This window comes from Streptomyces sp. NPDC001744, from assembly GCF_042892575.1.
Taxonomy (GTDB): domain Bacteria; phylum Actinomycetota; class Actinomycetes; order Streptomycetales; family Streptomycetaceae; genus Streptomyces.
This window is the reverse complement of sequence record NZ_JBIAUG010000025.1, coordinates 46,195-68,384: the sequence shown is the minus strand read 5'-3', so window position 1 is coordinate 68,384 and position 22,190 is coordinate 46,195. Positions and strand designations below refer to the sequence as shown.

The window sequence follows — 22,190 nt, the reverse complement described above, 5'->3', positions numbered from 1 at the left end:
CCCGAGATGCCGGATACCTCGCGGGACCTCGTCCCCGCCCCCACCGATGCTTCCGCAGACGCCCCCGGCGTCGGCGAAGAGCCGCGCGGCTGCCTGTTCGCGCTCTCCCAGCCGCCGTTGATGATCTTCCTCGGGGTGATCGGATGCCTGCTGCTCATGGCCGCCGTGCACGACCTCTTCGTGCTGTGACCCCCGCTCGCGCCCCCGCCGCCGTCCACCGCCCCGCGCGTCCGGCCGGGCGGGTCAGCCCCCCGCCTCCTTGCGGCGCGCCCGGTACGCGGCCACGTGCAGCCGGTTCCCACAGGTCCGGCTGTCGCAGTAGCGGCGCGAGCGGTTGCGGGAGAGGTCGACGAAGGCCCGGCCGCAGTCCGGCGCCTCGCAGCGCCGCAGCCGTTCCTGCTCGCCCGCCACGACGATGAACGCGAGGGCCATGCCGCAGTCGGCCGCGAGGTGGTCCGCCACCGAGGCGCCCGGCGCGAAGTAGTGCACGTGCCAGTCGTAGCCGTCGTGGTCGGTGAGCTGCGGGGTGGTGCCCGCACCCGCCACCAGCTGGTTGATCAGGGGGGCGGCGATCCGGGCCTCGGGGGCGGAGAAGACGGCCGCGAACTTCTCGCGCACCGCGCGCACGGCCCGCAGGTCGTCGGGGCCGAGGGTGCCCACGTCGCTGATCTTGTGCGCGTGGACGAAGTCGTGGAGGCCCCGGAGATCCGCGAGGGCGTCGTCGCGGTCGCCCTGCGGCGCGGTGTTCATCAGATCGACGACGGTGTCGAGGGCGATCCGGGTGTCGTGAGGGATCAGCACGATTCGCTCCCTGGCCTGCCGCGGGCGGGCGCCCGTGGAATGGCGCTGACTTTAGCGCGACCGGGAGGACGGCACCGGCGCCCACCGCCGCGCCGGCTGCGCGGCGGTGGGCGCCGGATGACGTGCCTGGGAGCTGCCCGCGCGGCGCCGTCTCCCCGAGTCGGACGGCGTCGTGCGGGCCCCTGCCTGGTTCAGCTGTCGGCCAGGATGTGGGAAAGCTCCGTATCGAGGTCGAAGTGCCGGTGCTCGGTGCCCGGTGGCACGGCGGCGTCGGTCCGCTTCAGGAACGACTCCAGGGCCCGCGCCGGGGCCTCGAGCAGGGCTTCTCCCTCGGGGGAGCTCAACGCGATGCAGACGACTCCCTGACCGTGACTACGGGACGGCCAGACGCGGACGTCGCCCGTGCCGGTGGGCCGGTGCAGCCCCTCGGCGAGAAGGTCGCGGGCGAAGACCCACTCGACCGTCTCCTCGGCTCCGGTGTGGAAGGTGGCGTGCACGGCATAGGGATCGGCCGTGTCATACCGCAGGCCCGCGGGTACAGGCAGTGAGGACTCGCTCGACACAACGAGGCGCAGGTGCAGCTCGCAGCTGACCGTGGTGTTCATAAGCGCCAGGGCCTTTCGCTCAGTGTGCGCTCGGGGATTCGCACGTCGGCGCAATCGACATGCCACCTCTGGTGCTGTTGTAAACCCCTCTGTCTGGTTTGCGGGCGTTCAGGTAGCTCGTCTGGGCGTGTGTAACTATGGGTAATGCCATCGTTCCGGCTGTGGCCCCGGGTCCGGTAGGTTGGGCCCATGCATGCGGAGAGTGACGAGCGCGCCGAGGAGTCGGCGGCCGGCCAGGGGGCCGAACTGGGTTCCCGCGCGCCGGAGTTCATCAAGGCCCGCCGGACCCTGCACCTGAGCTGGCAGGTCGGCGTCTTCATCGTGGGGCTCGCCGTGGTCGGCGCCGGCGTGGTCATGCTGCCGCTCCCCGGCCCCGGCTGGCTGGTCATCTTCGGCGGCATGGCGATCTGGGCGACCGAGTTCGTCTGGGCGCAGCTCGTGCTCCGCTGGACCAAGCGCAAGGTCACCGAGGCCGCCCAGCGGGCCCTCGATCCCAAGGTCCGCCGCAGGAACATCGTCCTCACCACCGTCGGCCTGGTGATCGTCGCCGTCCTGCTCGGCGTCTACCTCTGGAAGTTCGGCCTCGTCATGCCGTGGAAGATCGACGAGTGACCCTCCGGCGGTTCGGGAGCCCCGCTGACATGGGGTAACGTATGCGGTGCGCCCGGGCGATTAGCTCAGTGGGAGAGCGCTTCGTTCACACCGAAGAGGTCACTGGTTCGAACCCAGTATCGCCCACCACCCGGACCGAAGGCCCGGAGACGATCACCGTCTCCGGGCCTTCGGCGTTCCCCGGTCCCCTCACCGCATCCGCGCCAGCCGTTCCCGCAGCCTCCGGGCGTCCCGCAGCCGCTGCTCGTACGTGGCGCCCACCGCGAGCAGCAGCAGTCCGGCGAGGGCGGGCGGCAGCCAGCGCGGCAGCGCGCCGACCACCTGCACCACGTACGGGGCCAGCTCGTGCAGCCCGTCCAGGGCGAGCGCCGCGCCGCCCAGCACCAGGAGCGCCTGGAGCCGGAACCGCGCGCCGGCCAGCGTCACCGCGAGCGCCGCGATCCCCAGGACCAGCGGGCGCGTCCACCCCGGGTCCGTCCACGCGGCGCCGAGGCTCGGCAGCAGCGTCACCGCGAGACCGGGACCGTACGCCGTCCAGGAGGACACCTCCGGGGCGCGCCGCCGCCGCAGGAACCCGACGACGAGGGCCGGAACCGTCACCGGGAGCGTGTGCGCCTCCGGGGCCGTCACGTCCCAGGCCCCCAGCCGCACCCAGGTGGCCGTCAGGAACAGTCCCGCCGCCGCCCAGGAGGCGAAGCGGCGCCGCTCGGGCCGGAGCGCCGTCGCCGCCGCGATCACCCCGCCGAGCGCCAGGACGAGCGCCAGGAACGCGGGGCGGGACCCGGCCGGACCCAGGGCCGCCAGGCCCACCGCCGCGCCGGTGATCTCGACCGGCAGGGCCACCGGCCGCGCCCGGGCGCCGACGGCGGCGGTCGCCGCCGGGACGAGGAGCAGGGCGAGCGCGGTCCAGTGGTCCTCGAACCCGCGGGCCGCCGCCACCGCGCACACCAGCCCCGCCGCCGCGAGCACCGCCCCGCAGGCCGAGACCGCCCGGCGCGTGCCCGTACCGAGGACGGCGACCGCGGTGAGGAGCGCGAGCACCGCCGTGAGCGCGGCGAACGTGGCACCCCGCACGTCCAGGGCGAGCGCGAGCGCCCCCGCGGCGGACACCAGCCCGCCCGCGTACGCGAGCCGCCCGAGGACGTCGCCCGGCTCCGTCGTGCCGACCCGCGGGAGCGTCCGGCCGGGCCGGGAGGCGCCGGGACCGGCCGCCGGCCCAGACGCCGGGGGCCAGGACGGATGCGGGGACGAGGGCGGGACCGGCGGCGGCGCGGCGGGACCGGCGGCCGGCGGCACGGCGGCCTCCGGGGCCCCCGCCGCCGGAGCGTCCGTGCTCCCGGGCGCTCCGGGCGCTCCGGGCGTCCGGGGCCGGGACAGGCCGCGGGCCGTCGTCCCGGGCCGGACCGCGACCCACAGGGCCGCCGCCGCCGTCAGCAGCCGGAGGGCGAGCGCCGCCGCGTACGGCAGGTCCAGGGAGACCGGCAGGGCCGTGAGGAGCGACCAGGCCAGGACGAGGGCCCCGCACCGCGCCGGGAGGCGGGGGACGGCCGCGAGCGCGGCGGCGGCCACCGCCAGGACCAGGAGGGCCGTCGCCGGGTACGGGGCGAGGAGGGGCTCGGCGTGTTCGCCCGACCAGACGCCCGTCGTCCGCACCGACGGCCCCAGCGCCCCCGTCACGACCGGCGGCAGCGCCCACAGGAGCCCGAGGCCCGCCGCCGACGCCCCCGCGGCCGCCAGACCCGTCCGGACCCCGCGCGGCAGCCGGGCGCCCGCGCCCGTCCGCCACACCGACGCCAGGACGAGGGCGCACAGCACGTACCCCGGGACCGTCCAGTCGGCCGGGAGCGCGGACCGCAGCAGGCCGCCGGGGGCCGCCACCACCGCCAGACCGGCGACGACCGAGGCCGCCACCGCCCACGAGGGCGCCCGCCACGCCGCGTACAGGCACGCCGCCGCGCCCGCCAGGAGCAGCGGCGCGCCGCTCCACGGCGAGGAGAGGGAGAGCCAGCCACCCGTCAGGAACGCCCAGCCGCCCAGTGCCGCCCCGCCCGCGCCCGCCGTGATCCGGACCGGCAGCGGACGCGCCCGCAGGACCACCGCCCCGTCCGCCACCGCCGTGACGAGCGCCGCCCAGGCGAAGGCCGTCGGTCCCCCGCCGGCCGCGAGCACGCCCAGCGGCAGCGGCAGCTGTGCGGCGGCCGCGGCCGCCGGCAGCGGGACGCGCAGCCGGGGGAGTGCCGAGCCGTACGCCGCCCACGTCCCCGCGAGGACCGCCGAGGCCGCCGCCGCGTACGCGGTGCCGTCCGTCCCGGACAGCGCCGCCCGGTGCAGCGCGTACGCGTCGAGCACGGTCAGGGCCAGGCCCAGCGCCGCCACCGCCCCGGCCGTCGACACCAGGCCCCTGCGCAGCAGCGCCACCGGCGCCGCGAGCGCCGCGCCGGTCACCACGGCCAGGACCGCCGCGCGACCGCCGATCCCCATCGCCCCCCAGCTCACCAGGGTGAACGCGACCGCCGCGATCGTCAGCAGCGTGCCCCCCAGCGTCAGCAGCACGTTCTGCGCGCTCCGCGGCGTCGAGTCCGCCGCCGGCGCCGCCTGCGGCATCGGCGGCACCGGGTACGGCGACGCCGCCCGGACCGGCTGGTACAGGATCTGGATCAGCCAGGCCCGCCGGGTCAGCAACTGGGTCCGGCGCGCTTCGAGTCGGGCCAGTTCGCGGTCGACGAGCACCAGTTCGTCCGCGGGAGGCAGGGTGTTGTCCATGTCCGGAGTGTCGTCCCGGGTCCGGCGGCCGGAAAGGGGCGTCCGTACTCAGATCCCCGTCTGAGTACACCCAGACTGGGGTCATGGACTGGTCCCGCTACCGATTCCGCTGCGTCTGGCGGCTCGCCGCCCCGCCCGAAACCGTCTACGCCGTCCTCGAACGGGCCGAGGAGTACCCCCGCTGGTGGCCGCAGGTCCGCGAGGTGGTGCCCGCCGAGGACGCCCCCGAGACCACCGGCACCGCCCGCTTCCGGTCCTTCCTCCCGTACGACCTCGTCGTCACCGTCCGCGCCCTGCGCCGCGACCGCGCGGACCGGGTCCTGGAGATCGGCCTCGGCGGGGACCTGGAGGGCTGGGCCCGCTGGACCCTCACCCCGGAGGGGACCGGCACCCGCGCCCTGTACGAGCAGGAGGTCGAGGTCCGCGCCCGGCTCCTGAGGGCGCTCGCCGTCCCCGGCAGACCCGTCTTCCGCGCCAACCACGCCGTGATGATGCGCGGCGGGAGACGGGGGCTCGCCGCCCACCTGCGATCGGTTTGAAGGAAGGACGGAAGTGCCTGTATGGTTCAACCCGTTCCCGGGCGATTAGCTCAGCGGGAGAGCACTTCGTTCACACCGAAGGGGTCACTGGTTCGATCCCAGTATCGCCCACCGGGAGAGGCCGGCCCGTCGAAAGACGGGCCGGCCTCTGTCATGCGCGCGGCCGCGCGGATCACGCCGCGGTCCGCAGTTCCGGGCGCAACGGCCACGAGGGGTCCACCGCCTCCGGCGTCCCCTGCCGTGCGAACCACGCCTGGAGCCCCCGCGCCTGCGCCGCGTGCCACACCGCCTGGAGCGTGTGCAGCTCCGCCGGGGTCAGCCGCTCCAGACGGGACGAGAAGCGCCGCGCCACCGCCCGTACGACTTCCATCGCGGCCGTCGCGTCCGCCGCCGCGTCGTGCGCCCCCGTCAGCTCCACCCCGTAGTGGGCGCACAGGTCGGTGAGCGTCCTGCGGCCCTTCCGGTAGCGGTCCAGGTGCTTGTCCAGGACCCGCGGGTCGAGCACGCACAGCGGCGCCCCCGCCAGGTAGTCGCCGAGGGTGGACGCCCGGTGCCGCCGCAGCTCCCGGTCGAGGAGCGTCAGGTCGAACGGCGCGTTCATCACCACCAGCGGACGCCCCGTCGCGGTCTGTTCGGTCAGTGCCCGCGCCACCTCCTCCATCACGGGAGCGGGCCACCGGCCGTTCCGCCGGAGGTGATCGTCCGTCAGGCCGTGCACGGCGGTGGCCTCCGCGGGCACCGGCATGCCCGGGTTCACCAGCCAGCGCGTCACGCGCGGACGCGCCCCCGCCGCGTCCTGTACGACGAGAGCGGCCGAGACGATCCGGTCGCCCTCGACGTCGACTCCCGTGGTCTCCGTGTCGAAAGCGGCCAGGGGCCCTTCGTACCAGTGCAACGTCATCCCCGAACTCCCTGCGCCCGTGCGGCAGATGGCCAACCCCCTGCCCCGAAACGGTGATACCCGGACTGTTTGCGCCGTACGCGGACCGGTCACAACAGAAGGGACGGGGAAGGAAGACGACATGGCGCTCGCCCAGCCCGGGGCGGGTGGGCCCCCGCCCGGGCGGGCGGCACCGGCCCGCGGCTCACTCGCCACCACCGCCTGCATGGAGACCCTCCAGGTGGGATACCTGCACGCCGTCGCCGCCGCGGCCGGCTGCTCGCTGTCCCAGCCCTTTCCGGACAACGGCATCGACTGGCACGTGAGCCACAGCGCCCCCGGGCACACCGTCGACGACGAGGTGACCATCAAGGTGCAGCTCAAGTGCACCTACCAGATACCGCCGCGCCCCTCCGGGAGCGCCTTCTCCTTCACCCTGGACAACGACCACCTGGTGAAGCTCGCCCGGACCCCCGTGTCGGTGCACAAGATCCTGGTCGTGATGCTCGTCCCGAGGTCACGGGAGGACTGGCTGAGGGCGAGCCACGACCGGCTCGACCTGCGGCACTGCTGCTACTGGATCAACCTGGCCGGACACCCGGTCACGGGGCGGCGCCGGACCACCGTGCGCGTGCCGACGGCACGGATCTTCGACGACCGGGCGCTCTGCGAGATCATGACCCGGGTCGGCGTGGGAGGGAGACCCTGATGCACCGGCCGACCGACGACCCCGGCCCCGACGACCCCGGCCCCGACGACCCCGGCCCCGACGACCCCGGCCCCGGCGGCTCCGGGGGAGGGGAGGGCGGAGGCGGGTACGGCCCGGCCCTCCCGCCCCGCCCCCGCGCGGTGCCCGGACCCCGCCCCGGGCTCCCCGCCCCGCCCGCCGGTCCCTGGGACGGCGCCCGGGGCGCGCCCGACCCCGGCCGCGTCGATCCGCGCGTCCTCGGCGCCCTGCTCGCCCGCCACGGCTGGCGGCGGCGCGGCGGGGTGCCCGGCCGCTACGGCCGCTGGACCCCGCCCGGGGGCGCCGCCACCAGCCTCCTCGTCCCCGAGAGCCGCGCCTTCCCGGACTGCGAGGACCTGCTCGGCGAGGCCCTCACCGCCCTCGCCCGCGGCACCGCCCCCTCCGCCCGCGAGATCCTCACCGGCGTCGCCGTTCCCAGCGACGAGGTCCGCTGGTGGCGGGACGTGCCCCCGGGCCCGGCCGGAACCGTCCCCTGGACCGTGCGGGACCAGCTCGGCTCGGCCGCCCGCCGGCTCCTTCTCGCCGGGGCCCTCGCCGTGTGCGACCGGGCCGGCTACCACGGGGCCCGGCACCGGCGCCAGGCCCGGAGTTCCCTGGAGACCGTCCTCGTCGGAGCGGCCCCCGGCGGGCACGGCCTCACCGCCTTCCTGCCCGTCGACCCCGGCCGCCCGCTCGCCGTCCGGCTCCACCACGCGCTCCACGCGGCCCGCGAGGCCACCGACTACCGGCGGGCCACCGGCGGTGCGGAGGCGTTCGACGCCGCCGTCGGGGCGGGCGTCAGCCACGAACTCACCGAGGCCCTGATCGCTCTCGTCCGGGGCACGGAGGGCGCCCGCGTCGCCCTGGAGTGGGCCCCGGCCGCCGGGCCGCCCGAGGGGTGCGCCGCCCGCCCCGAACCCGTCGAGTTCTCCCCCGGCGACCTGCCGGCCCTGCGCGAGGCGAGCGCCCGTTACCTGGCCGGCGAGCCCTCCGTACCGGTCCGCCTCACCGGCGCCGTCGTCCGCATGCGCCGCTCCGGCCCCCGGGGCGAGGGCACCGTCCGGCTGCGCGTCCTCGGCGGCGCTGAGGTCCCGCACGTCCGCGTCGTCCTCGACGAGGAGGCGTACCGCACCGCCGGCCACGCCCACCTCGTCGGGCTCCCCATCCGCGTCTCCGGCCGTCTGGAGAGCCGGGGCGGCTTCCGCCGCCTCACCGGCGCGTCCGGCGTCGTCCCCGTCCAGGTCGACGAGACCGAGCGGGACCGCCTGATGAAGGCGCTCCACGAGAACCTGGACTTCTTCGGGGAGGCGTGCGGACCGGAGGACTGAGGGGCGGAGCGACCGGCCGGCCGGAATTCCGGGGACGGGTGCGGGGCGGAGCCCGTAAGATCGGCGGTGCGCGGCACCTCGTCTCTGTCGCGCGCCACCGGCGCCGGCACCTCGTGTCTGTCCGCGCCCCGATGTATGGAGTACCCGTGTCCGATGTCCGTGTGACCGTCCAGTCCGCTTCCGAACCGGAGGAGAGGACGGTGAGCGCGGGCACCACCGCCGGCGCCCTGTTCGCCGACGACCGTACGATCGTCGCCGCCCGCGTCGGCGGTGAGCTGAAGGACCTGTCGTACGAGCTCGCCGACGGCGACGTCGTCGAGGGTGTCGGGATCTCCTCCCCGGACGGTCTCGACATCCTGCGCCACTCGACCGCCCACGTCATGGCCCAGGCCGTGCAGGAGCTCTTCCCCGAGGCCAAGCTGGGCATCGGCCCGCCGGTCCGGGACGGCTTCTACTACGACTTCGACGTCGACCGGCCCTTCACCCCCGAGGACCTCAAGGTCATCGAGAAGAAGATGCAGGAGATCCAGAAGCGCGGGCAGCGGTTCGCCCGCCGCGTGGTCTCCGACGAGGCGGCCCGCGAGGAGCTGGCCGACGAGCCGTACAAGCTGGAGCTCATCGGCATCAAGGGCGCCGCCTCGGCCGACGACGGCGCGAACGTCGAGGTGGGCGGCGGCGAGCTGACCATCTACGACAACCTCGACGCCAAGACCGGCGAGCTGTGCTGGAAGGACCTCTGCCGCGGTCCCCACCTGCCGACCACCCGGAACATCCCGGCGTTCAAGCTGATGCGGAACGCGGCCGCCTACTGGCGCGGCAGCGAGAAGAACCCGATGCTCCAGCGCATCTACGGCACCGCCTGGCCGTCGAAGGACGAGCTGAAGGCGCACCTCGACTTCCTCGCCGAGGCCGAGAAGCGCGACCACCGCAAGCTGGGCAACGAGCTGGACCTCTTCTCCGTCCCGGACGAGATCGGCTCCGGCCTCGCCGTCTTCCACCCCAAGGGCGGCATCATCCGCCGGGCCATGGAGGACTACTCGCGCAGGCGGCACGAGGAGGAGGGCTACGAGTTCGTCTACACGCCGCACGCCACCAAGGGCAAGCTGTTCGAGAAGTCCGGCCACCTGGACTGGTACGCCGAGGGCATGTACCCCCCCATGCAGCTCGACGAGGGCGTGGACTACTACCTCAAGCCCATGAACTGCCCGATGCACAACCTGATCTTCGACGCGCGCGGCCGCTCCTACCGCGAGCTGCCGCTGCGCCTGTTCGAGTTCGGCACCGTGTACCGGTACGAGAAGTCCGGCGTCGTCCACGGCCTGACCCGGGCCCGCGGCTTCACCCAGGACGACGCGCACATCTACTGCACCCGCGAGCAGATGGCGGACGAGCTGGACCGCACCCTCACCTTCGTCCTGAACCTGCTCCGCGACTACGGCCTGACCGACTTCTACCTGGAGCTGTCCACCAAGGACCCGGAGAAGTTCGTCGGCTCCGACGAGGCGTGGGAGGAGGCCACCGCGGTCCTCCAGCAGGTCGCCGAGAAGCAGGGCCTCCCGCTGACCCCCGACCCGGGCGGCGCCGCGTTCTACGGACCGAAGATCTCCGTGCAGGCGCGGGACGCCATCGGCCGCACCTGGCAGATGTCGACCGTGCAGCTCGACTTCAACCTGCCGGAGCGCTTCGACCTGGAGTACACCGCGCCGGACGGCACCAAGCAGCGCCCGGTCATGATCCACCGCGCGCTGTTCGGCTCGATCGAGCGGTTCTTCGCGGTGCTCCTGGAGCACTACGCGGGCGCGATGCCGCCGTGGCTGGCGCCCGTGCAGGCGGCCGGCATCCCGATCGGCGACGCGCACGTCGAGTACCTCCAGGACTTCGCGGCCGAGGCGAAGAAGCTGGGGCTGCGGGTCGACGTGGACGCGTCCTCCGACCGGATGCAGAAGAAGATCAGGACCTGGCAGAAGCAGAAGGTTCCGTTCATGATCATCGTCGGTGACGACGACATGGCGGCCGGAACCGTCTCCTTCCGCTACCGCGACGGGTCGCAGGAGAACGGCATCCCGCGCGAGCAGGCGCTGGCGAAGCTCGTCGACGTGGTGGAGAGCCGCGCCCAGGTGTGACGGGGGCCCCGCGTGAGCGGGGCCGTTCGAAAGGCGCACGAGCACGAGGCGTCGTGCTCCCCGCCCGCGCGGGGGTCAGGCCCCCGGGGGATCCCCCGGGGGCCTTCCCGCGTCCGTCCGCTTCTCGTCCGTCCGCTTCTCGTCCTCCCGCGTGAACGCCTGCACCAGCCAGGACGAGAACGAACCCGTCACCGCCCCCAGCAGCGCCAGGCTGCAGGCCATCAGGCCCACCGCCGTCACCCGGCCGGCCGGGGTCACCGGGGAGACGTCCCCGTACCCCACCGTCGCCAGCGTCGAGCAGGCCCACCACACCGAGTCGCCGAAGGTGAGGATCGTGGCGCCGGGGGCGTCCACCTCGTGGTGGTAGACCGTGAGCGCCCCCGCGAAGCCCAGCAGGGCCACGCTGAGGCCCGAGTAGACCATCACGCGTCCGTAGAGACCGAGCCTCGGCTCGCCCCGGCGGCGCCGGATCCGCTCGTACACCTTCACCGTCCGCACCGGACGCAGCAGGGGGAGGAGCACGACCAGGGTGTCGAGGGGGTGGGTGCGCAGGAAGCGGAACGGGGAGAGGCCGCTCAGCCGGAGCCGCACCAGGTAGTCCACGACGAAGAAGGCCCAGGTGGTGAGAATGACCGTGAGGCAGACGCCGTGCCAGACCGGGGGGAGCCGGCGGGCGAGGACGTGGACGGCGTAGCCGGTGAGGTAGACGAGGGAGGCCACGGCGAGGGGGACCTCCATGCGGCGGTCCCAGCGCTCCTGCCGGGACGGTGTCGGCGGCCTGTCGCCCGCTGGCCTGTCGCTCATCGGACCAGCATGGCCGCCGTACGGATCCGTCGCCCCGGCGACACGTTCCGAACGGACGACGCAATATGCTGCACAGCATGACGACTGAGCCGGAGCAGCAGATCGGAGTGGGGACGCAGGACGCGTTCCAGCGCCTGTGGACGCCTCACCGGATGGCGTACATCCAGGGCGAGAACAAGCCGACCGGGCCGGGTGCCGAGGACGGCTGTCCCTTCTGCTCGATTCCGTCGAAGTCGGACGAGGACGGGCTGGTGATCGCGCGCGGCGAGAGCGTGTACGCGGTGCTCAACCTGTACCCGTACAACGGCGGCCACCTCATGGTCGTTCCCTACCGGCACGTCGCCGACTACACGGATCTGGACGCGGCGGAGACGCTGGAGCTGGCCGCCTTCACGAAGCGCGCGATGGTGACGCTGCGGGCGGCCTCCGGCGCGCACGGCTTCAACATCGGCATGAACCAGGGCGCCGTCGCGGGTGCCGGGATCGCCGCGCACCTGCACCAGCACGTGGTGCCCCGCTGGGGCGGGGACACCAACTTCATGCCGGTCGTCGGCCACACGAAGGTGCTGCCCCAGCTCCTCGCGGACACCCGGAGGATGCTGGCCGACGCCTGGCCGTCCGGCGTCTGAGCCGTGGGGGGGGGGGGGGGGGGGGGGGGGGGGGCGGGCGGGCGCGGCCGCGCGGGCGCGGCGGGGGGGGGGGGGGGGGGGGGGGCGGGGGGGGGGGGGGGGGGGCGGGGGGGGGGGGGGGGGGGGGGGGGGGGGGGGCCCCCCCCCCCCCCCCCCCCACGGCCACGTCAGGCGTCGTAGACGTCGGCCTTCTTGGGACTCGCCTCCTGGACGCCGCCGCTGAGGGCGAGCGAGCGGTTGGTGAAGCGGTCCGTGTCGACGTTGTGCTCGTCGAGGACCTTGATGGTGGCGTTGTGGACCGCGCGCAGGACCGGCGTCGCCATGCGGATGGCGTCGTCGGCCATGAAGCGGTTCCTCCAGAGCGGACCGGCCCAGACGTGACGCAGGCCGAAGGGCTCCGGCAGGACGAGCTTGCCGCCGAGGAACTCCAGGACCGGCGGGAACCAGGTGAGCGGGGCGCGCACGGCCGTCCGCACGACGTCGTCGGTGGTGGTCAGCGGCAGCTTGACCTCGCGGGTCTCCCAGAAGCGGACGGACTTGGAGACCACCTTGGTCTTCGCCGCCGGCTTCTGGGTGAAGAGGCCGTGGACGGGGCCGAGGGCGTGGCCGGTGACCTCGACGCGGAGCGTGTGGTGGAGCGAGGTCACGGTGACCATCATGGTCAGGACGAGGTTGCCGTCCCAGAGGGTGAACTGCACGCCCAGGTAGTGGCGGTTGCCCGCGCCGAACTGCTGTTCGTTGCAGATGCGCTGTATCTCGTGGGGCTTCACCTGGTAGTGGACGATGCTGTCGCCCTCGGGGCGGCTGACCTCGTCGGCCCCCTCGCCGACCGGGACGACGATCCAGTGTTTCACCGTCGGCTTGGGGAAGCCGCTCTTGAGCGATCCGCGCTCCAGGAGGGTGAGCTGCTCGTGGATCTTGCGGACGACGTCCCAGGCGCGGAAGTCGTGCATCTCCTTGCCGTGCTTGGGGACGAGCTCCTCGGCGAGCGTCCAGCTGCCCCAGCGGGTGCCCAGGCCGAGGATGCCCTTGGGGCCGGCGTAGAACACGATGTTGGACTGCTGCTCGGCGGAGAGCTTCTCCAGGTTCTGGCGGAGTTCCTCGGCGGCCTTCTCGCCCGGGTCGCGGGGCGCCGCCTCGGGGATCTTGGCGCCGATGCCACCGCCGCCGAGCAGGGCGCTCCAGCGTTCGCGCAGGTCGACGGCGGTCTTCTCACAGACGCGGCGGGCGAGGAACCAGCCGATGACCGGGGCCACCAGCATGGCGCGCAGATAGGTCGGCAGGACCCCGGCGAAGGGGAGCTTGAACATCACGAGCAGGGCGAGGAACCCGGCGGCGACGAGCACCGCGGTGCCCAGGAAGCTGGTGCGCCTGTTGTCGGAGCCGGCGGCGAACCGGCGGAGCTGGATGACGGCGAGCCAGAGCAGCAGGCCGGGGAGGAAGAGGAGCCCGCAGACGAGCGTGATCAGGGTCAGCCGCGCGTCCCGCTGCTTGCGGATGCGGTTGGCCGCGAGGCAGTGGACCACCACCGGCTGGGGCTCCACGCCGAAGGACTGGACGAGCGCCTTGCGGGCCCCGCCCAGCATCCGCACCTGGACGGCGTGGGAGAACGCCTCGCCGAGGTCGGGGCGGAAGAGCTTGTGCCACTTGCCCGGGGTGACCTTCGACTTGTACAGGTCGTTGTCGGCCTCCAGGATCTTGTCGACGGGGCCGTCCCGGTACGCGGCGGAGGCGAGGGCGTGGGTCGCCGCCGTCTGCGCGTCCGAGCCCTGGAGGGGGATCTGCGCCCCGAGACCGAAACCGTCCATCGCCACTGCCGCCCCCATCGAGCCGAGTCCCTGTGCGGGCTGTTTCCCAACTGCGGTGCCCGGCACACCTTCTGAGCTGGGCACCCCAGCGTAACCGGGTACCGCCCCGTGCGTCACCGGAGTGCGGGGGGACGGCCGAATGCCGCCCGCCCCGCGTGGGCGGTCATGACTGTCGGCCCGTCAGCCGCGGCTGACGGCCCGTCAGTCAGGAGCTCTTTCCGGCCCGTTCCCGGATCTTCTCCGCCAGATGCGGCGGCATCGGCTCGTGCCGGGCGTACGTACGGCCGAAGCGTCCGGTGCCGTGGGACACGGACCGCAGGTCGACCGCGTACCGCGTGATCCCGGCCTCCGGGACCTCGGCCCGCACGAGGGTCCGTCCCGGGCCCGCCCGGTCGGTGCCGACGACCCGGCCGCGCCGGCCCGACAGGTCGCTCATGACCGGGCCGACGTACTCGTCGGGGACGAGGACCTCGACCTCGTCCACCGGCTCCAGGAGGCGGACGGGGACGCCGGCGGCCGCCTCGCGCAGGGCGAGGGCCCCGGCCGTCTGGAAGGCGGCGTCGGAGGAGTCGACCGAGTGGGCCTTGCCGTCGCGCAGGGTGACCCGGACGTCCACGAGCGGGTGGCCGGTGACGATCCCGCGCGCGGCCTGCGCCCGTACGCCCTTCTCGACGGAGGCGACGAACGGGCGCGGCACCGCCCCGCCGACCACCTCGTCGACGAACTCGATGCCGCTGCCCGGCGGCAGCGGCTCCACGTCGATCTCGCAGACGGCGTACTGGCCGTGGCCGCCGGACTGCTTGACGTGCCGGCCCCGGCCGGAGGAGGCGCCGCCGAAGGTCTCGCGCAGCGCCACCTCGTACGGCACGGCGTCGACCCGGACGCCGTGGTGCTCGCGGAGGCGTTCGAGGGCGACCTCCTGGTGGGCCTCGCCCAGGCACCACAGCACCGTCTGCCCGGTGTCCGGGTTCTGTTCGAGCCGCAGTGCCGGGTCCTCGGCGACCAGCCGGGCGAGGCCCTGCGACAGCCGGTCCTCGTCGGCCCTGCCGCGGGCCCGTACGGCGAGCGGCAGCAGGGGCTCCGGCAGGGGCCACGGTTCCATCAGGAGCGGGTCGTCCCTGTCGGAGACGGTGTCACCGGACTCGGCGTGCCCGAGCCGGGCGACGCAGACGAGGTCCCCCGCGACGCAGTGCGTCACGGGACGCTGCCGTCCGCCGAAGGGGGAGGTGAGGGCGCCGGTCCGGTCGTCCGCCTCGTGGAGGTCCCGGTCCCCCCGGCTCCCTTCCCGCCGGCCGGCGGGACCGCGTCCGCAGACGTGGACGGTCTCCTCGGGGCGCAGGGTCCCGGAGAAGACCCGGACCAGGGAGATCCGTCCCACGTAGGGGTCGGAGGCGGTCTTGACGACCTCGGCCACCAGGGGACCCCCGGGGTCGCAGACGACCGGGGGCCGGTCGCTCCCGTCGGGGGCGGTGACGGCGCGCGGCTCGTGCTCCAGGGGCGAGGGGAAGCCGCGGGTGATCAGCTCCAGGAGTTCGACGGTGCCCAGGCCCTGCGCACCGCCGTCGGCGGCGGGCGCGGCCGCGAGCACCGGGTGGAAGGCGCCCCGGGCGACGGCCTTCTCCAGGTCGCCGACGAGGGTCTCCGGGTCGATCGGCCCGCCGCCGAGGTAGCGGTCCATGAGGCTCTCGTCCTCGCTCTCGGCGATGATCCCCTCGATCAGCCGGGCGCGGGCGCCCGCGACGAGTTCCGCCCGCCTCCCGTCGGGCGGCTCCTCCCGCCGCACCCCGGTGGAGTAGTCGAGGACGCGTTCCGAGAGCAGGCCGGCCAGACCGGTGACGGGCGCGCGCCCGTCGGCGCCCTCGGCGCCGCGCACCGGCAGGTAGAGGGGGAGGACGGCGTCCGGGTCGTCGTGGCCGAAGAGCCCGGCGCAGACCTCGGTCAGCTCCGCGAAGCCGGTCCGGGCGGTGTCGAGGTGGGTGACGACGATGGCGCGGGGCGTGCCGACGGCGGCGCACTCCTCCCAGGCGGCACGGGTGGAGGCGGCGACGGCGTCGGCCTCCTGGGCGGCCGAGACGACGAAGAGGGCCGCGTCCGCCGCGCGCAGACCGGCCCTCAGCTCCCCGACGAAGTCCGCGTACCCGGGGGTGTCGAGGAGGTTGATCCTGCACCCGTCCCAGTCGACCGGGACGAGCGAGAGCTGCACGGAGCGGTGGTGCCGCCGCTCGATCCCGTCGTGGTCGGAGACCGTGCCGCCGTCCTCGACCCGCCCGGCCCGGCCGACCGCCCCGGCGGTCCGCGCGAGGGCCTCGACGAGCCTCGTCTTGCCCGATCCGGAGTGGCCGACCAGCACCACGTTCCGCACGGCCGAGGGCCGGTCGGCCGCCGGAACCCCGCCGGCGGCCCCGGCGGCCGTCTTCGCCCTGTCACCCATGACGTGTTCCTCCCGACTGCTCGCGCGGCGCGAACGGGACGTGGGCGCGGGGAGCGGCGCGCCGTACGGCACGGCTCCCGCGGCGGCCCTCCGGGGCCCGGCACCGGCCCTCGTGGCGCGTGCGGCGGCCCTTCCGGCCCGGCGCCGGTGCCCGTGGCGGCCCTCCGGGCCCGGCACCGGCTTCCGTGGTGGTCCTTCGAGCTTGGCACCCTCCCCGGGAGGCGTCCATCCGTGGCGGAGGCGCCCGCCCGCCGGGCCCCGGTCCCGAGGCACGCCGACGCGAACGGGCGGGCACCCGCCGATGACCGGGGGCGCTCGTGACTACGATGGGCGGGCCGGTGGTCGTAGGGGCCGCGCGGCCCACCGAACCTCGGGAAGGCCATGCTGAACAAGTACGCGCGTGCCTTTTTCACGCGTGTCCTCACACCGTTCGCCGCGTTTCTGCTCCGCAGGGGCGTCAGCCCCGACGCGGTCACGCTCATCGGCACGGCGGGGGTGATGGCCGGCGCGCTGGTCTTCTTCCCGCGCGGGGAATTCTTCTGGGGCACCATCGTCATCACCCTGTTCGTCTTCTCCGACCTCGTCGACGGCAACATGGCCCGGCAGGCCGGGATCTCCAGCCGCTGGGGGGCCTTCCTCGACTCGACGCTCGACCGGGTCGCGGACGGCGCGATCTTCGGCGGCTTCGCGCTCTGGTACGCGGGCAAGGGCGACGACAACGTGATGTGCGCCGTGTCGATCTTCTGCCTGGCGAGCGGCCAGGTCGTCTCGTACACCAAGGCCCGGGGCGAATCGATCGGCCTGCCCGTCGCGGTCAACGGCCTCGTCGAGCGCGCCGAGCGGCTCGTCGTCTCGCTGGTCGCCGCCGGACTCGCCGGACTGCACGCCTTCGGCGTCCCCGGCGTCCAGGTGCTGCTGCCGATCGCCCTGTGGGCCGTGGCCGTCGGCAGCGCGGTCACCCTGGGGCAGCGCGTTGTGACGGTACGGCGGGAATCGGCCGAGGCGGACGCCGCCGCGGCCGGGGGAAGCGGGGGGACGGCATGAGCGCGCTGAAGGACCGGCTCACCGACGGCCTGTACGGCCTCGGCTGGGCGACCGTGAAGAAACTGCCCGAACCGGTGGCCGCCGGCCTCGGCCGGGGGATCGCCGACCTCGCGTGGAAACGGCGCGGCCCGCGCGTCCTGCGCCTGGAGGCCAACCTCGCGCGCGTGGTGCCGGACGCCACGCCCGAACGGCTCGCCGAGCTGTCGAAGGCCGGCATGCGCTCGTACATGCGGTACTGGATGGAGTCCTTCCGGCTGCCGACCTGGAGCAGGGAGCAGGTCGGGCGGGCGGTGGACATCAAGGACATCCACCTCCTCGAAGAAGGTCTCGCCTCCGGGCGCGGGGTCGTCCTCGCCCTGCCGCACCTGGCCAACTGGGACCTGGCGGGCGTCTGGGCGACCCGCGCGCTGGGCGTGCCGTTCACCACGGTCGCGGAGCGGCTCGAACCGGAGTCGCTGTACGACCGGTTCGTCGCCTACCGCGAGTCCCTCGGCATGGAGGTCGTGCCGCACACCGGCGGCTCCGCCTTCGGCCGGCTCGCGCGGCGGCTGCGGGCCGGCGGCCTGGTCTGCCTGGTCGCGGACCGGGACCTGTCGGCCTCCGGCACCGAGGTCACGTTCTTCGGGGAGACCGCGCGGATGCCGGCGGGCCCGGCGATACTCGCCCAGCAGACGGGCGCGCTGCTGCTGCCGGCGACGCTCTGGTACGACGGCGCCGCGGTCATGAGGGGGCGGATCCACCCGCCCGTGGAGGTGCCCGGGACGGGCACGCGGGCCGAGAAGACCGCGCTCATGACCCAGGCCCTCGCCGACGCCTTCGCCGAGGGCATCGCGGAGCACCCGGAGGACTGGCACATGCTGCAACGGCTCTGGCTCGCCGACCTGGAGGAGCGCGGCGCGGACGAGCGGGGCACGGACGGGCGGGCTCCGGAGCGGAGCGAGGGCGGGACGGCGTGAGGATCGGGATCGTCTGCCCGTACTCCTGGGACGTGCCGGGCGGCGTCCAGTTCCACATCCGCGACCTCGCCGAGCACCTCATCGGTCTCGGCCACGAGGTCTCCGTCCTCGCCCCCGCCGACGACGAGACCCCGCTGCCGCCCTACGTGGTCTCCGCGGGCCGGGCCGTCCCGGTGCCGTACAACGGCTCGGTGGCCCGGCTGAACTTCGGCTTCCTCTCCGCCGCGCGGGTGCGCCGCTGGCTGCACGACAACGCGTTCGACGTCGTCCACATCCACGAACCGACCTCGCCCTCCCTGGGGCTGCTCACCTGCTGGGCGGCGCAGGGGCCGATCGTGGCCACCTTCCACACCTCGAACCCGCGCTCGCGCGCCATGATCGCCGCGTATCCGATCCTCCAGCCCGCCTTGGAGAAGATCAGCGCCCGCATCGCCGTGAGCGAGTACGCGCGGCGCACGCTGGTGGAGCACCTGGGCGGCGACGCCGTCGTCATCCCCAACGGCGTCGACGTGGACTTCTTCGCCCGCGCCGAGCCGAGGAAGGAGTGGCAGGGCGGCACCCTCGGCTTCATCGGCCGCATCGACGAACCCCGCAAGGGCCTGCCCGTCCTGATGAGGGCACTGCCCCGCATCCTCGCCGAACGGCCCGGGACGCGGCTCCTGGTCGCCGGGCGCGGGGACGAGGAGGAGGCGGTGGCCTCGCTGCCTCCCGAGACGCGGTCCCGGGTGGAGTTCCTGGGCATGGTCAGCGACGAGGACAAGGCTCGGCTGCTGCGCAGCGTCGACGTGTACGTGGCGCCCAACACCGGCGGGGAGAGCTTCGGCATCATCCTGGTCGAGGCGCTGTCGGCCGGCGCGCCCGTGCTCGCCGCCGACCTGGACGCCTTCGCGCAGGTCCTCGACCAGGGCGGCGCGGGCGAACTCTTCGCCAACGAGGACGCGGACGCCCTCGCCGAGGCGGCGATCCGCCTCCTGGGCGACGGGGAGCGCCGCGCGGAACTGAGCGCCCGGGGTTCGGCCCACGTCCGCCGCTTCGACTGGTCCACCGTCGGCGCGGACGTCCTCTCGGTCTACGAGACCGTCACGGCCGGCGCGGCGGCGGTGGACACCGACGAACGGGCGGGCGGGCTGCGGGCGCGGCTGGGGCTGTAGCGCCCGCGGTCCGCGCCCGGCGGGACCGGGGACGGGCGGGCCCCGGGGCGTACGACCCCCCCCCGCGACACCCACGGGTCCGCGGCGGGCCGGGACCGGCGGCCGTACGCTCCCGGCGGAACCCGCCCCGCGCCGGGAGCCGCGGGGCACGCTGGGACGATGAACCCGATCACCGTGCACCGGCTCGACCTCGGGCACTTCACCCGCCCCGCCGAGGAGTGGGGCGGGCCCCACGCGCGCGTGGAGCCCGTGTTCGGCTACCTCGTGCGGCACGCGCGCGGGACGGTCCTCCTCGACACCGGCATGGGCACCGGCTCGCCGGAGACCGACGCCCACTACCGGCCGGTCCGCAGGCCGCTCGCCGTCCGCCCCGGGGACGTGGACGCCGTCGTCAACTGCCACCTGCACTTCGACCACATCGGCGGCAACCAGCGCTTCCCCGGCACCCCCGTCCTCGTCCAGCGCGCCGAACTCGCCCTCGCCCGGGCCGGCGGGCACACCATCGACTCGCTCCTTCCCGGCGTCCGGTACGAGGAGCTGGACGGCGAGCACGAGATCGCGCCCGGCGTCCTCGTCGTGCCCACGCCCGGCCACACCGAGGGGCACCAGTCGCTGTTCCTCGACCACGGCGACCGCGTGACCGTCCTCGCGGGCCAGGCGTACGACGTCGCGGGCGAGTTCGGCGTCCCGTACCGCCCCTGGCTCGGCCGGCTCGCCGAACTGGCCGCCGGCCGCCCGGCCCGTGTCCTGTTCGCCCACGACCACGCCCTTTGGGACGGCGTGCTGCCACCGCCCCGGTAGCCTGTGCGCCCGTGACCCAAACCCTCATCTGGACCGTCGCCGCGCTGATCCTCGTCGGCGTCTACCTCAGCTGGACCGCCGGGCGGCTCGACCGGCTGCACTCCCGCATCGACGCCGCCCGCGCCGCCCTGGACGCGCAACTGCTCCGACGGGCCTCGGTCACCCAGGAACTGGCCACCTCGGGGATCCTCGACCCGGCCGCCTCGATCGTGCTGTACGAGGCCGCGCACGCCGCCCGGCAGGCCGAGGAGGACCACCGGGAGGTCGCCGAGAGCGAACTCAGCCAGGCGCTGCGGGCCGTCTTCGGCGAGCCCGAGCAGATGGAACTCGTACGGGAGGCCCCCGGCGGTGAGGAGGCCGTGGGGGAACTGGCGCAGGCCGTCCGCCGGGTGCCGATGGCCCGCCGCTTCCACAACGACGCCGTACGGGCCGCTCGGGCGCTGCGCCGCCACCGCACGGTCCGCTGGCTCCGGCTCGCGGGCCACGCGCCCTTTCCACTGGCCTTCGAAATGGACGACGAGCCGCCGGTGGCCCTTGCCGATCGTCCGGTCTGACCCTCCGTAACCTGCGAAAACGATCCACCGGGTCCACATTGGCCCTTGTGGTGGACCGCGAGTGGACTGTTTCCTCGACTCTGTCGTCAACCCCCGTTGTCACCAGTGAGGTATCCGTGTCCACCACGCCTTCCACCCCCTCCCCGTCCCCCGAGACCGGCACCGCCCGCGTGAAGCGCGGCATGGCCGAGCAGCTCAAGGGCGGCGTGATCATGGACGTGGTCAACGCCGAGCAGGCGAAGATCGCCGAGGACGCCGGCGCCGTGGCCGTCATGGCCCTGGAGCGGGTCCCCGCCGACATCCGCAAGGACGGCGGCGTGGCCCGCATGTCCGACCCGAACATGATCGAGGAGATCATCGGGGCGGTCTCCATCCCCGTGATGGCCAAGTCCCGCATCGGCCACTTCGTCGAGGCCCAGGTCCTGCAGTCGCTCGGCGTCGACTACATCGACGAGTCCGAGGTCCTCACCCCGGCCGACGAGGTCAACCACTCCGACAAGTGGGCCTTCACCACCCCCTTCGTCTGCGGCGCCACCAACCTGGGCGAGGCCCTGCGCCGCATCGCCGAGGGCGCGGCCATGATCCGCTCCAAGGGCGAGGCCGGCACCGGCAACGTCGTCGAGGCCGTCCGCCACCTGCGCCAGATCAAGAACGAGATCGCCAGGCTGCGCGGCTACGACAACAACGAGCTGTTCGCCGCCGCCAAGGAGCTGCGCGCCCCGTACGAGCTGGTCAAGGAGGTCGCCGAGCTCGGCAAGCTGCCGGTCGTCCTCTTCTCCGCCGGTGGCGTCGCCACCCCCGCCGACGCCGCGCTCATGCGCCAGCTCGGCGCCGAGGGCGTCTTCGTCGGCTCCGGCATCTTCAAGTCGGGCGACCCGGCCAAGCGCGCCGCCGCCATCGTGAAGGCCACCACCTTCTACGACGACCCGAAGGTCGTCGCGGACGCCTCCCGCAACCTGGGCGAGGCCATGGTCGGCATCAACTGCGACACCCTCCCCGCGTCCGAGCGCTACGCCAACCGCGGCTGGTAACCACCCATGAGCACTCCTGTGATCGGTGTCCTGGCGCTCCAGGGCGACGTACGGGAGCACCTGATCGCCCTGGCCGCGGCGGACGCCGTGGCCAGGCCGGTGAGGCGCCCCGAAGAACTCGCCGAGGTGGACGGCCTGGTCCTTCCCGGCGGCGAGTCCACCACCATCTCCAAGCTGGCCGCGCTCTTCGGCCTCGCGGAGCCGCTGCGCGAGCGCATCGCCGGGGGCCTGCCGGTCTACGGCACCTGCGCCGGCCTGATCATGCTCGCCGACAAGATCCTGGACCCGCGTTCGGGCCAGGAGACCTTCGGCGGCATCGACATGATCGTCCGCCGCAACGCCTTCGGGCGGCAGAACGAGTCCTTCGAGGCCGGCGTCACCGTCGCGGGTGTCGAGGGGGGCCCCGTCGAGGGCGTCTTCATCCGGGCCCCCTGGGTGGAGTCGGTCGGCGCGGACGTCGAGGTCCTGGCCGAGCACGGGGGCCACGTCGTCGCCGTACGGCAGGGCCGGGCGCTCGCCACCTCGTTCCACCCCGAGCTCACCGGGGACCACCGGGTCCACGCCCTGTTCGTCGACATGGTGCGCACGGCGGGCTGATCCGAT

21 protein-coding genes and 2 tRNA genes are annotated in these 22,190 nt (G+C 74.3%); 16 read left to right on the top strand and 7 right to left on the bottom strand.

Annotated features, from left to right (window positions below):
* Positions 1-6 precede the first annotated feature (6 nt).
* Positions 7-189 (top strand): hypothetical protein, encoded by a 183-nt coding sequence (locus ACFYZY_RS25850; protein ID WP_388698475.1) that lies wholly within the window; start codon positions 7-9, stop codon positions 187-189.
* Between the two features lie 54 nt (positions 190-243).
* Here ACFYZY_RS25850 and ACFYZY_RS25845 read toward each other — a convergent pair whose 3' ends face one another.
* Positions 244-801: a CGNR zinc finger domain-containing protein gene (locus tag ACFYZY_RS25845; RefSeq protein ID WP_388698472.1), complete on the bottom strand. Its 558-nt coding sequence runs from the start codon at positions 799-801 to the stop codon at positions 244-246.
* 191 nt (positions 802-992) lie between these two features.
* A complete protein-coding gene (locus tag ACFYZY_RS25840) occupies positions 993-1,406 on the bottom strand; it encodes an SsgA family sporulation/cell division regulator (protein WP_015032345.1) in 414 nt (137 codons plus the stop codon).
* A gap of 189 nt (positions 1,407-1,595) precedes the next feature.
* Here ACFYZY_RS25840 and ACFYZY_RS25835 point away from each other — a divergent pair, with 189 nt between their 5' ends.
* Positions 1,596-2,018: a TIGR02611 family protein gene (locus ACFYZY_RS25835; RefSeq protein WP_388698469.1), complete on the top strand. Its 423-nt coding sequence runs from the start codon at positions 1,596-1,598 to the stop codon at positions 2,016-2,018.
* A 54-nt stretch (positions 2,019-2,072) separates the two neighbouring features.
* Positions 2,073-2,147: transfer RNA gene (locus ACFYZY_RS25830), tRNA-Val, on the top strand.
* A 60-nt stretch (positions 2,148-2,207) separates the two neighbouring features.
* On the opposite strand, the gene ACFYZY_RS25825 is transcribed toward ACFYZY_RS25830, so the two are convergent.
* Positions 2,208-4,781, bottom strand: coding sequence for an SCO7613 C-terminal domain-containing membrane protein (locus ACFYZY_RS25825; RefSeq protein ID WP_388698466.1), 2,574 nt, complete (start codon positions 4,779-4,781; stop codon positions 2,208-2,210).
* An 83-nt stretch (positions 4,782-4,864) separates the two neighbouring features.
* On the opposite strand from ACFYZY_RS25825, the gene ACFYZY_RS25820 reads away from it, so the two are divergent.
* Positions 4,865-5,320, top strand: coding sequence for an SRPBCC family protein (locus tag ACFYZY_RS25820; RefSeq protein WP_388698463.1), 456 nt, complete (start codon positions 4,865-4,867; stop codon positions 5,318-5,320).
* 39 nt (positions 5,321-5,359) lie between these two features.
* Positions 5,360-5,431: transfer RNA gene (locus tag ACFYZY_RS25815), tRNA-Val, on the top strand.
* 61 nt (positions 5,432-5,492) lie between these two features.
* On the opposite strand, the gene ACFYZY_RS25810 is transcribed toward ACFYZY_RS25815, so the two are convergent.
* Positions 5,493-6,221, bottom strand: coding sequence for a 3'-5' exonuclease (locus tag ACFYZY_RS25810; RefSeq protein ID WP_388698461.1), 729 nt, complete (start codon positions 6,219-6,221; stop codon positions 5,493-5,495).
* Positions 6,222-6,342: 121 nt separating this feature from the next.
* On the opposite strand from ACFYZY_RS25810, the gene ACFYZY_RS25805 reads away from it, so the two are divergent.
* From ACFYZY_RS25805 to thrS, 3 genes are all read left to right on the top strand, one after another.
* Positions 6,343-6,909, top strand: coding sequence for a DUF4365 domain-containing protein (locus ACFYZY_RS25805; RefSeq protein ID WP_388698458.1), 567 nt, complete (start codon positions 6,343-6,345; stop codon positions 6,907-6,909).
* A complete protein-coding gene (locus ACFYZY_RS25800; protein ID WP_388698455.1) occupies positions 6,909-8,255 on the top strand; it encodes a hypothetical protein in 1,347 nt (448 codons plus the stop codon). Before ACFYZY_RS25805 ends, ACFYZY_RS25800 begins: the two co-directional genes overlap by 1 nt.
* A gap of 146 nt (positions 8,256-8,401) precedes the next feature.
* Entirely contained in the window at positions 8,402-10,378 is a 1,977-nt protein-coding gene (gene thrS / locus ACFYZY_RS25795) for a threonine--tRNA ligase (protein WP_388698452.1), read from the top strand.
* A gap of 75 nt (positions 10,379-10,453) precedes the next feature.
* Here the strand turns inward: thrS and ACFYZY_RS25790 are convergent, their stop codons facing one another.
* The gene (locus ACFYZY_RS25790; protein WP_388698449.1) at positions 10,454-11,182 is read right to left on the bottom strand and encodes a potassium channel family protein; all 729 of its coding nucleotides are present in this window, start codon (positions 11,180-11,182) and stop codon (positions 10,454-10,456) included.
* Between the two features lie 65 nt (positions 11,183-11,247).
* Here ACFYZY_RS25790 and ACFYZY_RS25785 point away from each other — a divergent pair, with 65 nt between their 5' ends.
* Complete coding sequence (locus ACFYZY_RS25785) at positions 11,248-11,811, top strand: HIT family protein (RefSeq protein WP_388698446.1); 564 nt, start codon at positions 11,248-11,250, stop codon at positions 11,809-11,811.
* Positions 11,812-11,978: 167 nt separating this feature from the next.
* Here ACFYZY_RS25785 and ACFYZY_RS25780 read toward each other — a convergent pair whose 3' ends face one another.
* Positions 11,979-13,637, bottom strand: coding sequence for a hypothetical protein (locus tag ACFYZY_RS25780; protein WP_388698443.1), 1,659 nt, complete (start codon positions 13,635-13,637; stop codon positions 11,979-11,981).
* Positions 13,638-13,824: 187 nt separating this feature from the next.
* The gene (locus ACFYZY_RS25775) at positions 13,825-16,050 is read right to left on the bottom strand and encodes an elongation factor G-like protein EF-G2 (protein WP_388698440.1); all 2,226 of its coding nucleotides are present in this window, start codon (positions 16,048-16,050) and stop codon (positions 13,825-13,827) included.
* Positions 16,051-16,431: 381 nt separating this feature from the next.
* On the opposite strand from ACFYZY_RS25775, the gene pgsA reads away from it, so the two are divergent.
* From pgsA to pdxT, 7 genes are all read left to right on the top strand, one after another.
* Positions 16,432-17,094, top strand: coding sequence for a phosphatidylinositol phosphate synthase (gene pgsA / locus ACFYZY_RS25770; RefSeq protein ID WP_388698437.1), 663 nt, complete (start codon positions 16,432-16,434; stop codon positions 17,092-17,094).
* On the top strand, positions 17,091-18,050 hold the full coding sequence (locus ACFYZY_RS25765) for a phosphatidylinositol mannoside acyltransferase (protein ID WP_388698434.1): 960 nt from the start codon (positions 17,091-17,093) through the stop codon (positions 18,048-18,050). Before pgsA ends, ACFYZY_RS25765 begins: the two co-directional genes overlap by 4 nt.
* On the top strand, positions 18,047-19,201 hold the full coding sequence (locus ACFYZY_RS25760) for a glycosyltransferase family 4 protein (RefSeq protein ID WP_388698431.1): 1,155 nt from the start codon (positions 18,047-18,049) through the stop codon (positions 19,199-19,201). The genes ACFYZY_RS25765 and ACFYZY_RS25760 overlap by 4 nt, the downstream gene beginning before the upstream one ends.
* A 159-nt stretch (positions 19,202-19,360) precedes the next feature.
* Positions 19,361-20,002 carry an N-acyl homoserine lactonase family protein gene (locus ACFYZY_RS25755; protein WP_388698428.1) on the top strand — a complete coding sequence of 214 codons (642 nt, stop codon included), beginning with the start codon at positions 19,361-19,363 and terminating at the stop codon, positions 20,000-20,002.
* Positions 20,003-20,013: 11 nt separating this feature from the next.
* Positions 20,014-20,556 (top strand): hypothetical protein, encoded by a 543-nt coding sequence (locus ACFYZY_RS25750; protein WP_388698425.1) that lies wholly within the window; start codon positions 20,014-20,016, stop codon positions 20,554-20,556.
* A gap of 116 nt (positions 20,557-20,672) precedes the next feature.
* On the top strand, positions 20,673-21,587 hold the full coding sequence (pdxS, locus tag ACFYZY_RS25745; protein ID WP_388698423.1) for a pyridoxal 5'-phosphate synthase lyase subunit PdxS: 915 nt from the start codon (positions 20,673-20,675) through the stop codon (positions 21,585-21,587).
* Positions 21,588-21,593: 6 nt separating this feature from the next.
* Positions 21,594-22,184 (top strand): pyridoxal 5'-phosphate synthase glutaminase subunit PdxT, encoded by a 591-nt coding sequence (pdxT, locus tag ACFYZY_RS25740; RefSeq protein WP_388698420.1) that lies wholly within the window; start codon positions 21,594-21,596, stop codon positions 22,182-22,184.
* Positions 22,185-22,190: the final 6 nt, after the last annotated feature.

Coding starts and splice junctions, on each gene's coding strand:
- ACFYZY_RS25790 (WP_388698449.1), bottom strand. CDS start 11,182: ATGAGCGACAGGCCAGCGGGCGACAGGCCGCCGACACCGTCCCGGCAG.
- ACFYZY_RS25775 (WP_388698440.1), bottom strand. CDS start 16,050: ATGGGTGACAGGGCGAAGACGGCCGCCGGGGCCGCCGGCGGGGTTCCG.
- ACFYZY_RS25805 (WP_388698458.1), top strand. CDS start 6,343: ATGGCGCTCGCCCAGCCCGGGGCGGGTGGGCCCCCGCCCGGGCGGGCG.
- ACFYZY_RS25800 (WP_388698455.1), top strand. CDS start 6,909: ATGCACCGGCCGACCGACGACCCCGGCCCCGACGACCCCGGCCCCGAC.
- ACFYZY_RS25820 (WP_388698463.1), top strand. CDS start 4,865: ATGGACTGGTCCCGCTACCGATTCCGCTGCGTCTGGCGGCTCGCCGCC.
- ACFYZY_RS25780 (WP_388698443.1), bottom strand. CDS start 13,637: ATGGGGGCGGCAGTGGCGATGGACGGTTTCGGTCTCGGGGCGCAGATC.
- ACFYZY_RS25825 (WP_388698466.1), bottom strand. CDS start 4,781: ATGGACAACACCCTGCCTCCCGCGGACGAACTGGTGCTCGTCGACCGC.
- ACFYZY_RS25765 (WP_388698434.1), top strand. CDS start 17,091: ATGAGCGCGCTGAAGGACCGGCTCACCGACGGCCTGTACGGCCTCGGC.
- ACFYZY_RS25850 (WP_388698475.1), top strand. CDS start 7: ATGCCGGATACCTCGCGGGACCTCGTCCCCGCCCCCACCGATGCTTCC.
- pgsA (WP_388698437.1), top strand. CDS start 16,432: ATGCTGAACAAGTACGCGCGTGCCTTTTTCACGCGTGTCCTCACACCG.
- ACFYZY_RS25840 (WP_015032345.1), bottom strand. CDS start 1,406: ATGAACACCACGGTCAGCTGCGAGCTGCACCTGCGCCTCGTTGTGTCG.
- pdxT (WP_388698420.1), top strand. CDS start 21,594: ATGAGCACTCCTGTGATCGGTGTCCTGGCGCTCCAGGGCGACGTACGG.
- ACFYZY_RS25755 (WP_388698428.1), top strand. CDS start 19,361: ATGAACCCGATCACCGTGCACCGGCTCGACCTCGGGCACTTCACCCGC.
- ACFYZY_RS25785 (WP_388698446.1), top strand. CDS start 11,248: ATGCTGCACAGCATGACGACTGAGCCGGAGCAGCAGATCGGAGTGGGG.
- ACFYZY_RS25835 (WP_388698469.1), top strand. CDS start 1,596: ATGCATGCGGAGAGTGACGAGCGCGCCGAGGAGTCGGCGGCCGGCCAG.
- ACFYZY_RS25810 (WP_388698461.1), bottom strand. CDS start 6,221: ATGACGTTGCACTGGTACGAAGGGCCCCTGGCCGCTTTCGACACGGAG.